Genomic DNA, 12,848 nt, shown 5'->3' with positions numbered 1-12,848 from the left:
GCTCTATCCAGATGGGATTGAATTTACATCCCTTGGGAATTGGCTTGCATTAATCGCGCCTTTGCTAGCTCTAACTGCGCCCCAGGATCAACCGTTACCCACTCAGAACCGTTTCGCTGTCGGGCTTCATAGTGGAGGTGAGGCCCAGTCGAAGCGCCGGTGCTGCCGACTCGCCCAATAATAGCGCCGGGTTCTACCTTTTCCCCAGGGCGCACCAGAACCTGAGAAAGATGGGCGTATAGCGTGTCTTGTTTGCCGTTTTGGTGTTCGACCACGATCGAGAGTCCGTAACCGCCCAAGCTATCGGCAACGGTAATTTTTCCGCCACGGGCAGCTAAGATCGGTGTGCCGTGCGCTGCACCGAGATCGATCCCAGCATGAAAGCGCTTGACTCGCGTGATGGGATGGGTTCGCCAACCGTAACCAGACGTGACGGGAACCGGCGCTGGCAGAGGATAGGCAATGTCGGTTTCGGGGTTGCCAAGTTGACCGGGTTTGGCAATATTGGGGTTATATGCCAAGTCGGCTGAGGGCGGGGTGACACCGCCAAACCGATCCTCGCTTGCTTGCCCAGAGCTTGGCGGAGCCGTTTTCCGTGGAGTAGCCTGTTGCGCTGGCGGCGAGGGTTTAGGCGGGTTTCTGAAGAGACCTTGCTTGGCTTTTACCGTAGGTTGAGGCAGGGCTGAGGGCTGAGGCTGAGTGCGAGACTGAATGACGATCTCCACGCGATCGCTTGCCTCAATGGGAACTGGCATCTCAGGGGCAACAGACGCTTGAAGGGGTTGCCTCTGGCGAGGTTGAGCGGTGGCTGGTTTAGGTTGCGATGGCTTGAAGAGTGCTGGAGCGGTAGCGATAGATGGAATCGCTGGATCTGAAATTGCCGGATTGGGTAGCCGTTTTTCCGGCTGACGCTGTTGGGCGGCGGGTTGGGAAGCACGCACAATCACCGGTTCTTGTTGCTTTGCCTGTTTAGCTTGGTTATCTTTCGCCACAATTTCGGCTAAGAGGTGTTCTAACCGCTTTTGTTGCTGTGCGATCGCGGGGTTGGTTTGCGATCGCCCGGTCTGCGCTTGCGGAAGATTGGGTGGGTTGACCTCAGACGTTGCGGCTGTTGTTTTCTGGGCAGCAGGCTTTTCCGAGTCAGTCACGGTAAGCTTTTTCAGATCTGGTAGAGCTTCGGTTGATTGAATCACGGCGATCGGCGTAACTTGAGCCGTTGGTGCTTCAGTCACGAGAGGAACAGTTTTGGTAAAAACAACGACTTCTTGGGTAGAAGGTAATTCTTTTTTCTGATCTTTTTTCTGGGCTGAACGATTTGCAGAGGCAACCTTTTTGGGGGTAGAAGATGCCTCATTTTTCTGAGCTAACAGCCGTGCTGCATTGGAATTTGCCGCTTGCGTAGCACTCTCTGCTTTCCGAGCTTGAGGCTTGGCTGCGATCGCATTGGTCGCTTTGACAAGGGGCTTTAACTTAGACGTTGCCACCGTTTGACCAGACGCAACTTGCTTCACTGAGACTGAAACAGCAGGGTTAGCCGGTTCAGCTTTGGTGGGCGCAGCCTCGGTTCTTTGAACGCTAGATTTTGGCGCGGCAGCCGGAGCGCTAAACGGGTCACTAGCTGAGGGTGTAGCAACCGGGAGCACACGTTGGGGAGTCGCAATCACCACTGTTGTTTGAAGCGGCGCAGGTGTTTGAAGCGGCGCAGGGCTTACAGAAACCAACGGAACTGCGATCGTTTCCGGAATTGAGATAGCTGGCGCTGGATCTACAGACGGAGAAGGAAGTTGGGTTGCTTGTTGAGCCAGGGGGATCGGTTCAACAGGATTGCTGTTGGCGATTTGGGCATTTTCAACAGATTGCATCGCCAAGATTGAGGGTACTAGCTCTAACATCGTACTCCTACCGAGGGAGGGACATCCAGCTAGTACACGGCTCTCCGTGGATTTCAGGATAAATTAATCTTCCTTCCGATAGGGAACGCCTTTCTTCATGAAAACTTGATGAAAGAACAAGATTTCTTTACCAAAAATCTTTATCGACAAAATTGCTCGACGCAGCGCACAAACATCTCAACGCCCATTCCCAGAGCGGTTTCATCGAAATTAAATCGGGGGTGGTGATGGGGAAAGTCGAGTCCTTTCTCGGCGTTGGCAGAGCCTAAAAAGAAATAGCACCCAGGAATTTCTTGCAAGAAAAACGACATATCTTCGCCGCCCATGGTTTGGCAGTTGGGCACCACACCGAGCGGCGATTCGATCACGGTTTCGGCAACAGAGCGCACCAGATCTGCGATCGCGCCATCATTAATCACCGGCGGATAGAGCGACTGATAGGTCAACTCATAGTGTGCGCCGTGGCTCTGGCAAACTCCTGCAATGATCTGCTCGATGCGTCGCCCAAAGTACCCCGCATAGTTTGAGTTAAAGTAGCGCACTGTGCCACTCAGGTGCGCCGTATCTGCAATCACATTGCACGCTGTTCCAGCCTGGAACGTGCCGACTGTGACCACGGCTGACTCGATCGGGTCGAGGTTTCGGGCGACGATCGTTTGCAAAGCATTGACCACCTGCGCTGCAACGACGATCGAATCGATGGTCTGCTGCGGAATTGCCCCATGTCCGCCTTTGCCAAAAATCGTGCAGTGGAAGGTCTCAACGGCTGCCATCAGCGCCCCGGTTCTAACGCCCACCGTCCCCAACGGTAAGTTATTCCAGAGATGAAGCCCAACGATCGCATCAACGTCAGGATTTTTTAACACGCCTGCCTCGATCATCGGCTTTGCTCCGCCTGGCCCTTCTTCCGCAGGCTGAAAAATGAGTTTGACGGTTCCAGCAAAGTCGCGATGTTGCGCTAAATAAAAGGCAGTGCCAAGCGCGATCGCAACATGCCCATCGTGCCCACAAGCGTGCATTTTGCCGTCGTGTTGAGACTTGTAGGGCACATCGTTTTCCTCGTGAATGGGCAAAGCGTCCATGTCGGCTCGAATTGCCAGCACTCGTCCAGGACGGTTGCCTTCAAGGGTTGCCACCACTCCCGTCTGAGCAACTTCGGTTTGGTGAGGGATGCCCCATTCCTGAAGCTTTTGGGCGATAAAACGAGCGGTCATTTCTTCTCTAAAACCGAGTTCTGGATGCTGGTGTAGGCTTCTGCGCCAGAGCACGACCTGGGGTTGCAGCGATCGGATCTCTAAGCGAATCCGCGACAAATCAGCCGAAATCGAACTTAGACTGGTAGAAGACATACAACGTTTGACCTTTTAGAAATGACAGGAACGCGTGCAGAAATTGTAGTCTTCTGCTCTCGTATCTTAATTTAACGTCAGTTGGGCACTGCCCAAAGATGAGCGGCTGGGGCTGCCAAACTCAGGTTTGTAAAACTCAGACATTGGCATAAGAAACTGTTGCGCTAGCCTGATTTAAAAGGGTTGGGCGTGAGTCAAGCCCTGAGAAAGGTATCCTTGGAGTGATTAAACTAGCAAACGTGAATCTAGTAACTTCCAGATTGGACTTTTTCTGGACTAGACTTTCCGGATTAAACTTGCCAAATTGAGCTTTATAGATGCGATGCAATTGATCGATTCAAAATTTCTATGGTTGTGAAGTTTAACGGTTGCCCATTTTAACAACACTTTTTGCCACTGCGATCGCACAGATGAAAATCAATAAGATTTGCACTACTGTAGGTCAAGAAAATAGAACTGACCCAATTGAAGCGAAAGAAAATAAAAAATTGAGCAGAGCCTGGAACAATTTATCCAGATTAAGGTAGAAAGGAGCGGTATATAACTATATATAATTGAACACACGGTGATTCACAAAAACGTTTGAAGGAAGCTCTGGGGCAACTCAATATCACTCGACATCATTGTTTTGGCTCAAAAAGCACAGTTTTAAGTTCAAAGATAAAGATTGCCGACATAATTTGGAGAAACTTTCTAACTTAGGAACAACTGCGATCGCGCCAGCATTTTGCTTAGGCTGCATCTCTGATCCGCACCATTTTGACATCCGATAGTGAGCATCCTCTAGAGTATCCATTGTTCCTTTTTGTGCTACGTAATAATCGAATGTTGAGACTTACAAGCATTTACTAACAGGGTTAGCTCTGCAACGATCGACATCATGGGAAAAGCAGGAAAAGCGCTTAAACAAGTACTATCCAGTCATGGCATCAGCCAAAATCGCTTGGCGGTCACGATGGGCATCAACCGATCGACTGTTCATCAATGGGTGAACGAGATTAGCGACCCTCTGGCTGAAGCCGTCACTGAGATTATCAAAGCCTTGCGTGAACTCGACGGTATCGCCGCCGAACAGTTTGTAGACCTCTATTTAGAACGCCATGTCCAAGAAGGCGATAGAGATCAAGAAAGACTGTAAATGGGCAGAAAGGAGGCAGCCTGGCTCATCTACTTTTAGAAGAGACTCAGATTATCCCCTGGCATAGCGGGTCAAAGCGGATCTGACGCTGTTGCTGCCCATCCTGCGGGAGAGGGCAGGTTCGGTTGCTCCATCTAGAAACAGGGCAGATCTTTGGGTCGAGAATCGTTGCTCTAAGCTTGCCCACCGACAGGCTGCCGTCAAGTATTTTTCGTGAAGCAGTTGGAAAATCTTCAAAGTGTTTGAAGAATCAACAGATTTTTTCTGTTAGTTCACACGTTACGATCCTATCAAGAAAGCCCTTGACCGCAACGAGTGACGTTAACGAGTAGGTCTAGAACCTTGCTAATGCCCATTACGAGATGCGATCGAGGCAATTGTCCGCGCCGTATTTTTGCGGGTTTGACCCTCGAAAAGGAAAAATCGTCTAGCCAGACCCATTCGTTACTTGCTCGTTAAGCTTCTCCGACGATTCAAACTCCGCTTGCAAACGCACAGAGATTAATTTTCCCTATGACTCATACTATGACTGCTACTTCTGCCAACAGACTGAGTGCAAAATTACCGTCTTCACTGAGTCGGTTGGCAGATATTGCGCTCAACTACTGGTGGTGTTGGACGCCAGACATGATTTCGCTCTTCCAGACGATCAGCCCCGACGAGTGGGAGCGGTGCGGACACAACCCTGTCGCTTTGCTCGAAACGGTGAGCTACGAGCGGCTGACGCAACTGACCTGCGATCCCCAGTATACTGGGCGGTTAGAAGTGCTGGCAGACCAGTTTGATCGTTACACCACATCCGATAGCACTTGGTCAAGCCGGGTCGCCCCCCAGATTACGTCTGAGCATCCGATCGCATATTTTTGCGCGGAATTTGGCATTCATGAATCCTTACCGATCTACTCCGGCGGGTTGGGCATTTTGGCGGGGGATCACCTCAAGTCTGCTTCTGATTTGGGCGTGCCCTTGATTGGGGTCGGGTTGCTCTATCGGCAAGGGTATTTTCACCAGCGCCTCAACCGCAGTGGGTGGCAAGAAGACTATTACACCGACAATCCGTTCGAGCGAATGCCGCTTGAGCTTCAAACCGACGAAGCCGGTCGCCCACTCACGTTTGAGTTGCACGTCCGCCACCGGTCGGTCACGATCCAGATCTGGAAAGCGCAGGTAGGGCGAGTCAACCTCTATCTGCTCGATACCGATCGCGAGGACAACGATCCCATCGATCGCTGGCTCACTGGGCACCTGTATGGCGGCAACCAGGAAACGCGCATTGCCCAAGAAATTGTGTTGGGCGTTGGCGGCGTTCGGGCATTGCAAACCCTTGGTCTTGAGCCATCGGTTTATCACCTCAATGAAGGTCACGCGGCGTTCTGCCTGCTAGAAGTGTGCCGGTTAGACATTGAGAAAACGGGCAAATCGTTTTACGACGTTGAAAAAGCGGTGCGCGATCGCTGCGTCTTCACCACTCATACACCCGTTCCGGCCGGGCATGATGTGTTTTCCGCCGATCTGATGGATTCGTTCTTCGCAAACTACTGGGATCAGCTTGGGTTATCCCGCGAACAGTTTTTGGCGCTGGGGGCGCGGCGACTGGGCGATCCGTGGGAGCCATTTGGTATGACTGTTTTGGCATTGCGGCTGTGTCGCTCTGCCAATGGCGTGAGCGAGTTGCACGGCAAGGTATCGCGCAAGATGTGGACGGTCATGTACCCTGACAAGTCGGAAGATGCGGTTCCCATCGGCTACATTACCAACGGCGTTCATGCGGCAACCTGGGCGGCTCCGTTAATGCAGGATTTATATAGCCAGTATTTGGGTGACGATTGGGCAACTCAGGCGGTTGATCCGGCAACCTGGGCAAACGTCGACCATATCCCCGATGAAGAATTGTGGAAGCGCCACCAAATTCTCAAGCAACGGCTGATCGCGCATACTCGCTACAAAATTCGTCAGGCACGGCAGCAGCGCGGCGAAGACGGCAGCACGATCGAGGCAACCGAACGTCTGCTTGACCCCACCAGTTTGACGATTGGGTTTGCCCGTCGCTTTAGCCCCTACAAGCGGGGGGATCTACTGCTTCGGGATGCCGAACGTGCGCTAAAGATTTTTAGCAACCAAGAGCGCCCAGTGCAGATTATTTTTTCGGGTAAAGCGCACCCTAGAGACGAGGAGGGCAAGCGCATCATTCAGCGGGTGATCGAGTGGTGTCGCAATCATGGCAGCGTCAACGATCGGGTGGCATTTATCGAAGATTACGATATGCACACCGCGCGGAAGTTGGTGCAGGGTGTAGATGTGTGGCTTAACAATCCCCGTCGCCCCCTCGAAGCGTCGGGCACTAGTGGTCAGAAGGTCTGCTTTAACGGGGGGCTGAATTGCAGCGTGTTGGATGGCTGGTGGTGCGAAGGCTATCAGGAAGATGCCAATGGCAAGGCGCTAAACGGTTGGGCAATCGGCGAAGACGCCAACACTAGCGACCAAGCGTTGCAAGATCGGATCGATTCTGAGTCGCTATATCGCTTGCTCGAAGAGGACATTGTGCCCCTTTACTACGATCGCGATGCAGATGGCATTCCCCACGGCTGGATTCGGATGATGAAAGGTTCCCTAAAAACCAACTGTCCAGCGTTTAACACGCACCGCATGATCGCAGATTATGTGGCACAAGTGTATGCACCGGGAACGCAAACCTCGTTAGCCGTAACGTTAGCCAAAGTTCCTCAGCAAAACAGCCTCTAGTAGATGGTCAAGGTTAAGTCGATGGGTGAATGAGTAGAGGGGTAGATGAGTGGAGGGGTAGATGGGCTGGATTACTGAGCGACCCATCCACCCATTAACTCTCTAACCCCTCCACTCCTAGTCCCTCATTTCAACTTTGACAAACTCCTAGGGGTTCGTACGTTGACCATCCTCATCATCGGCTCAGGGCTGGCGCTGCGTTCGATACTGGGGAGAACCAAGGGGCAAATGCCGAATCATGAGAAACCCTCCTCAGCCCATTCCTGATGCGTTGATGGGCATCACGTCACGGTTTAGCGAAGCGGCGCGCTGGCGGTTTGCCTCGTTGCCTGCGGGCGATCTGGTAGATGCCTTCCGCGATCGCCCGATTCCTTTTTTCAAGTTGCCAGATGAGTTACAGCCGTTCCAGTTTGGGTTAGCGTCTACGTTGCCCATTCCTGGCGTTGTCATTGATGGTGGGCGGCGATCGCGGCAACTGGCTCAATGGCTGCAAGAGGTTGATCCCATCTCGCTCAACTACAGTGCAGGCGCACCAGACGGATTGATTTTAGAAGCGGGGGTGCGCGATCGCTGGATTATCAACACGTTTGATGACCCAGAGGTGCGAAGGGCTGCCCAACAGTATGAACAGCGCAAACATGCCAGCCAAGGACTTCATTTTCTACTCATTCAACCCGACGATTCTGGAATGACGTACACCGGATTTTGGTTGTTGCAACGTCTAGACCCTGCAAACGCAGTAGAATGAGTCCTAGTCTCTAACCCTGATTGTGCTTATGTCTCACGCGAAAATCGGCATCATTGGCGGGAGCGGTCTCTATAAAATGGAGGCGCTGACTGAGGTAGAAGAAGTGCGTGTCGAAACGCCGTTTGGTGACCCATCGGATGCGGTGATTTTGGGGACGCTGAACGGAACGCGGGTTGCCTTTTTAGCGCGCCATGGGCGACATCATCATTTGCTACCAACTGAGCTACCATTTCGAGCCAACATCTATGCGATGAAGAGTTTGGGGGTTGAATACCTGATTTCAGCGTCGGCGGTGGGATCGCTGAAAACAGAAGCGAAGCCGCTCGATATGGTGATTCCTGACCAATTTATCGATCGAACCTGCCATCGCATTTCGACGTTTTTTGGCGAAGGCGTCGTGGCGCATGTGGGCTTTGGCGATCCGGTGTGTCTGGCGTTGGCGAGGATAATAGGGGATGCGATCGCAAGTTTAAACTTAACCGATGTTACCTTGCATCGAGGTGGAACTTATGTCTGCATGGAAGGACCTGCCTTTTCGACCAAAGCAGAATCGAATCTGCATCGGAGTTGGGGCGCAACGGTGATCGGCATGACGAATGTTCCCGAAGCGAAACTGGCTCGCGAAGCGGAAATTGCCTACGCCACCCTGGCGCTGGTGACAGACTACGACTGTTGGCATTCTGATCACGATAGCGTTACTGTTGACATGGTGATTGCCAATCTTCAGCGCAATGCCGTAAATGCTCAAAAAGTGATTCAAGAAACGGTGCGGCGACTGACGCAAAATCCACCCCCTTCTGAAGCCCATTCGGCGTTGAAATATGCAATCTTAACTCCGTTGGATAAAATTCCTGATGCTGCTAAAGAGAAGCTGAATTTACTGTTGAAGAAGTATCTCTAACGGATTGCCTGTGAAGTTACCCATCAAGCGCTTGACCCAAGGCTTGCTAGAGACGATCGCGGCACAGGCTCGCGCAAGCCCCCGTCAGCGCCAAAACTACAACTTTCATGACCTTGATGACCGGGTTCAGCGATTTCTCAACGTTTTGCAACCCGGCACCTATGTGCGTCCGCATCGCCATCGCCGCGACTCAGAGGTGAACGGTTTTGAGTTTTTTTTAGTGCTGCAAGGCGCGATCGCGCTGCTGATTTTAAACGAACAAGGCGAGGTTCTCCAAATAGAACGGATCGTCGCCCACGGCGAAACTCGCGGGGTTGAGTTAGCCGAAGGAACCTATCACACGTTAATTGCCCTGGAACCCGATACGGTGATGCTGGAGATCAAAGAAGGACCTTACGATCAGACGGCGGACAAAGAATTTTTAGAGCAATTTCCATCGGAAGGCACGATCGAGGCTCAGCACTGGGTCAAAACCTGGGAGGCGTCTGTTTAGGCGGCGCTTTTTCACAAAAGTTCGCAGGTGCTGCTGAGTTCTCCGCATTTCATCTGTTGAGGCACCACGTTTTCCCTCTACCCGATCGTCGTTGTGCCTCAGTTCTCAAATTCCCTGTAAACTGTTTAGCGATCGCATTCAGCTAGGAGTTTTGTGAATCCATGCCTGTTTCTCACCGGGTCAGATCTATTCTTTCGTTACTCAAAAAATCGGTTGGTTGGAATATCGTGATGGCAGGCTGTATTGCGATCGCCCTTGCTGCGATCGCAGCGCCCTCTCAAGCAATGCAGGCTAGCGTCAGCCCTACCCGTCCTCAGCTAGGCGATACGCTGTCGGTCGTCTTGCCGGCCCAAAGCACAGCGCCAACTGTCACAATGGGCGCAAAGACTTATCCTATGTTTGATATGGGCAACAATCGATATCGCGCTCTGCTGCCTACCACACCCTTAGATCGTCCGGGGAATATTGCCCTCAAAGTGAATGCAGACAGCGACATGCAAACGCTGAATGTCACCTTGCGAAATCGCTCCTTTCCGACTCAGCGCATTTGGCTTCCCCCAGGAAAAGATGGTGACGGAACCGATCTAGAGTTTGATCAAGTCGATGCGTTTAAAGCGATCGTCAGTCCGCAGAAGTTGTGGAGGGGCAAGTTTATCCGTCCTAACAATGGTGAAGTAACCACGGGATATGGCTTGCGACGTTACTATAATGGCGTCTTTGCCAACGATTATTATCACCGAGGCGTTGATTATGCAGGCAGTTATGGATCAGCGATTCTTGCGCCGGCGGCAGGGCGAGTCATGCTCATCGGTCGAGAATCGCAAGGCTTCAAAATTCACGGAAACTGCATCGGCATTGACCATGGGCAAGGCGTAGAAAGCATTTTCTTGCACCTGAGCAAAATTAGTGTGAAAGAAGGCGATCTCGTTCAGGCGGGGCAAACGATCGGAGCATTGGGCAATACTGGGGCATCAACAGGTCCTCATCTGCACTGGGGTTTATATGTTCATGGGCAATCGGTTGATCCGACCCCTTGGCGAACAACACAGGTGGAATAAGCGATAGCGGTGATCGACCAAGGCTCGCTCGAACCCCGCTTTCTCACTTGGCTTTAGACCTGCCCGAAATTGGAGGGTGGGTTAACAGAAGAGAGCACACTCCGCCGCAGTTTAGCGATCTTCGCTCACACCAATGCTCTACATCACACCAATGCTCTACATTTAATATCTATATCTTTAGACAATCCATGCCTTCCTACCTCAGAAAGATTGTCCCGTTGTAACTTCCTACTAAAGTTTTCAGTAGGTGAAAAACCGTTTTAGGAAATTCACCCTTTTCTACTCATTCTTTGCTTTAAGTGAGGGTATGAGTTGTAGATTATCTTTACTGGGAACTTACTTTTTATGGAAAATCCACAAGATCTAATTAAGAAAGCTAAGGATGCGCTGCCCAATGTGACGCCAACGCCTCCCGATCTTAAAAAAGAATCTTCAGTCCACGATTTAAAATCTCGGTTAGAGTGGGGCGAACCTGCCCTCACTATTCTTGATACTCGCCCTCGCGAGGCGTTCAACAATAGCCATATTTTAGGCGCGATGGACTTTCCAATGGATGAACTCGTAGAGCTATCGAAAAATAACTTTGAAACTCAGCGAGACATTTATGTGTATGGTGCAAACGACGCAGAAACGGCTGAAGCAGCAACTAAACTGCGGCAAGCAGGCTTTCAGAGCGTGGCAGAAATCAAAGGTGGACTAGACGCTTGGAAAGCGATCGCAGCCCCCACCGAAGGTATTTCCGACTCTCGCACCGAGCCGCCTTCTCACGCCTATAATGTGGCAGAAAATGTTGCATTTCACGCCAAAACTCAAGAGATTGACTTCAAAAAATAGCCGTTAAAGCGCCTGCCATTCTGTTACGAAAGGCGGACAGGACGAACCGAAAGAATTCAATGAAACTTGGCGATTCTTTAGACTGAATTGCCAAGTTTTTCGTAATCTTTTACTTTGCAAATTGCTATGTGCGGTCGATTTTCCCAAACCCATTCTGCTGAGAGCATTGCAAAACTATTTCACCTGCAAACGATTCCCGATTGGCAGCCGCGCTACAACATTGCCCCCACGCAATCGATTCCAGCGATCGTACAGTCTGCCCAGCATCGAGAGTTCAAAAAATTTCGCTGGGGGTTGGTGCCTTCGTGGGCAAAAGATGTGTCGATCGGGTCAAAACTCATCAACGCTAGAGCCGAGACGGTTGCCGAAAAACCCTCGTTTCGCGATGCGTTTCGGCGGCGGCGCTGTCTGATTTTGGCAGACGGTTTCTACGAGTGGAAAACGCAGTCTGGTCAAAAACAGCCATTTTACATTCGGCTAAAAGATGGCTCGCCTTTTGCTTTTGCGGGCTTGTGGGAACGCCGAGGTGCGGCACAGGGTGAGATGCTAGAAACCTGCACGATCATTACGACAGATGCCAATGACAGCGCCGCAACAGTACATAACCGAATGCCTGTGATTCTTGACCCAGATGAGTACGATCGCTGGCTCAATCTTGATGCCGATGCCATTGATGACCTGCGATCGCTCCTTGATCCCTACTCACACAATCTGACAATCTATCCCGTCGATCGGGCGGTCAACAGCGCAACTTATGATGCCCCAGACTGCATTCAGCACGTCGCCTGAATCCTTAGCCTCTTTTATTCCTTACAGGCTAATAAGGGTAGGGAAGCCTCACTTACATTAAGGCGAAACTGAAGCAGCATCAGCCGCCGCTCCCAAGCTGGGCAAATTGGCAAACTGATCAGCGGGTGGAAAGGTTTTTTCTGCGGGCACCCCTGGTTGACCCAACACATCGGCTTGCCCTTCGTTAAACGTAACCAAAACTCCGCCTGCATTTCCAGCCCGGATCACCACTTGCTTGGTTGCCGTCCAGGTGTTTTGCGTCCCCTCTGGCAAAACACCTTCAAACTCAGTTTTGCCATCTGCCACGATCCGCACCCACGACTGATCCGTCGTCGTTACCCCGATCCGCACCGACTTTTGCGCGATCGCGCTCGGTTGGCTACTGACGGCGGTGTTGCCTGCCCCCGCCTGAGCAGGATTGACAGGGCCCAACGTTACTGCCGGAATGGGCTGAAGATTTTGCGGCTCAATCGTTGCCACCGGAGACTGAGAGCGATTCATCAAAAACGACAGCCCATTGACAGCCGCCACAATGAGCACCATATAGAGCAGATACAAGTGCATCGGTCGCAACTGCGCTCCGGGCAAACTCCGCCACGACGAGTGCCTCCGACGGGCGGCGGGCAGCCCTGGAATGGTCGGAAACTCGCTCGCAAACTGAACGCCATTTAGCCCGATCGCATTGGCATACTGACGCAAAAAGCTATGAATATAGACCGCTTCGGGCAATTCCTCAAGGTTGCCCTGCTCGATCGCCCGCAACAACCGGGGCTGAATGCGAGTCTTCCCGGCGATCTCTTCTAGAGGAATCTCTTGCTGCTGGCGTAGGTCACGGAGCCGCATCCCTAGCTCTGTCAGGCATTCTGACTGCTCTCGATTGTGCTGGAGAACCTGCTTCTTCATA

12 protein-coding genes are annotated in these 12,848 nt (G+C 51.8%); 8 read left to right on the top strand and 4 right to left on the bottom strand.

The features are described 5' to 3' along the window. Positions 1-23 precede the first annotated feature (23 nt). Both GS601_RS23310 and GS601_RS16750 read right to left on the bottom strand, forming a co-directional pair. The gene (locus GS601_RS23310) at positions 24-1,892 is read right to left on the bottom strand and encodes a M23 family metallopeptidase (RefSeq protein ID WP_238393327.1); all 1,869 of its coding nucleotides are present in this window, start codon (positions 1,890-1,892) and stop codon (positions 24-26) included. Positions 1,893-2,032: 140 nt separating this feature from the next. Further along, positions 2,033-3,241, bottom strand: coding sequence for a M20 family metallopeptidase (locus GS601_RS16750; protein WP_162424432.1), 1,209 nt, complete (start codon positions 3,239-3,241; stop codon positions 2,033-2,035). An 880-nt stretch (positions 3,242-4,121) separates the two neighbouring features. Here GS601_RS16750 and GS601_RS16740 point away from each other — a divergent pair. Then, complete coding sequence (locus tag GS601_RS16740; protein ID WP_162424430.1) at positions 4,122-4,379, top strand: helix-turn-helix domain-containing protein; 258 nt, start codon at positions 4,122-4,124, stop codon at positions 4,377-4,379. A 51-nt stretch (positions 4,380-4,430) separates the two neighbouring features. Here the strand turns inward: GS601_RS16740 and GS601_RS16735 are convergent, their stop codons facing one another. Then, positions 4,431-4,616 (bottom strand): hypothetical protein, encoded by a 186-nt coding sequence (locus GS601_RS16735; RefSeq protein ID WP_162424429.1) that lies wholly within the window; start codon positions 4,614-4,616, stop codon positions 4,431-4,433. A 288-nt stretch (positions 4,617-4,904) separates the two neighbouring features. Between GS601_RS16735 and glgP the strand changes: the two genes are divergently transcribed. From glgP to GS601_RS16700, 7 genes are all read left to right on the top strand, one after another. Next, positions 4,905-7,121, top strand: coding sequence for an alpha-glucan family phosphorylase (glgP, locus tag GS601_RS16730; protein ID WP_238393326.1), 2,217 nt, complete (start codon positions 4,905-4,907; stop codon positions 7,119-7,121). 238 nt (positions 7,122-7,359) lie between these two features. Then, complete coding sequence (locus GS601_RS16725) at positions 7,360-7,869, top strand: Tab2 family RNA-binding protein (protein WP_162424427.1); 510 nt, start codon at positions 7,360-7,362, stop codon at positions 7,867-7,869. A 28-nt stretch (positions 7,870-7,897) separates the two neighbouring features. Next, positions 7,898-8,770, top strand: a complete 873-nt coding sequence (locus tag GS601_RS16720; RefSeq protein ID WP_162424426.1) for an S-methyl-5'-thioadenosine phosphorylase — start codon at positions 7,898-7,900, stop codon at positions 8,768-8,770. Positions 8,771-8,780: 10 nt separating this feature from the next. Next, positions 8,781-9,263 (top strand): WbuC family cupin fold metalloprotein, encoded by a 483-nt coding sequence (locus GS601_RS16715; RefSeq protein ID WP_162424425.1) that lies wholly within the window; start codon positions 8,781-8,783, stop codon positions 9,261-9,263. 161 nt (positions 9,264-9,424) lie between these two features. Further along, a complete protein-coding gene (locus tag GS601_RS16710; protein ID WP_162424424.1) occupies positions 9,425-10,321 on the top strand; it encodes a M23 family metallopeptidase in 897 nt (298 codons plus the stop codon). Between the two features lie 345 nt (positions 10,322-10,666). After that, positions 10,667-11,155 (top strand): rhodanese-like domain-containing protein, encoded by a 489-nt coding sequence (locus GS601_RS16705; protein ID WP_162424423.1) that lies wholly within the window; start codon positions 10,667-10,669, stop codon positions 11,153-11,155. Between the two features lie 126 nt (positions 11,156-11,281). After that, positions 11,282-11,944 carry an SOS response-associated peptidase gene (locus GS601_RS16700; RefSeq protein ID WP_162424422.1) on the top strand — a complete coding sequence of 221 codons (663 nt, stop codon included), beginning with the start codon at positions 11,282-11,284 and terminating at the stop codon, positions 11,942-11,944. Between the two features lie 57 nt (positions 11,945-12,001). On the opposite strand, the gene GS601_RS16695 is transcribed toward GS601_RS16700, so the two are convergent. Next, on the bottom strand, positions 12,002-12,847 hold the full coding sequence (locus GS601_RS16695) for a RodZ domain-containing protein (protein WP_162424421.1): 846 nt from the start codon (positions 12,845-12,847) through the stop codon (positions 12,002-12,004). Position 12,848: the final 1 nt, after the last annotated feature.

It is taken from the genome of Myxacorys almedinensis A (assembly GCF_010091945.1).
GTDB classification, from domain to species: domain Bacteria; phylum Cyanobacteriota; class Cyanobacteriia; order Leptolyngbyales; family Leptolyngbyaceae; genus Myxacorys; species Myxacorys almedinensis.
The sequence above is the reverse complement of the archived record's forward strand: the minus strand, read 5'-3'. Positions and strand labels throughout refer to the sequence as shown.

Coding starts and splice junctions, on each gene's coding strand:
- GS601_RS16725 (WP_162424427.1), top strand. CDS start 7,360: ATGAGAAACCCTCCTCAGCCCATTCCTGATGCGTTGATGGGCATCACG.
- glgP (WP_238393326.1), top strand. CDS start 4,905: ATGACTGCTACTTCTGCCAACAGACTGAGTGCAAAATTACCGTCTTCA.
- GS601_RS23310 (WP_238393327.1), bottom strand. CDS start 1,892: ATGTTAGAGCTAGTACCCTCAATCTTGGCGATGCAATCTGTTGAAAAT.
- GS601_RS16705 (WP_162424423.1), top strand. CDS start 10,667: ATGGAAAATCCACAAGATCTAATTAAGAAAGCTAAGGATGCGCTGCCC.
- GS601_RS16695 (WP_162424421.1), bottom strand. CDS start 12,847: ATGAAGAAGCAGGTTCTCCAGCACAATCGAGAGCAGTCAGAATGCCTG.
- GS601_RS16750 (WP_162424432.1), bottom strand. CDS start 3,241: ATGTCTTCTACCAGTCTAAGTTCGATTTCGGCTGATTTGTCGCGGATT.
- GS601_RS16710 (WP_162424424.1), top strand. CDS start 9,425: ATGCCTGTTTCTCACCGGGTCAGATCTATTCTTTCGTTACTCAAAAAA.
- GS601_RS16720 (WP_162424426.1), top strand. CDS start 7,898: ATGTCTCACGCGAAAATCGGCATCATTGGCGGGAGCGGTCTCTATAAA.
- GS601_RS16740 (WP_162424430.1), top strand. CDS start 4,122: ATGGGAAAAGCAGGAAAAGCGCTTAAACAAGTACTATCCAGTCATGGC.
- GS601_RS16700 (WP_162424422.1), top strand. CDS start 11,282: ATGTGCGGTCGATTTTCCCAAACCCATTCTGCTGAGAGCATTGCAAAA.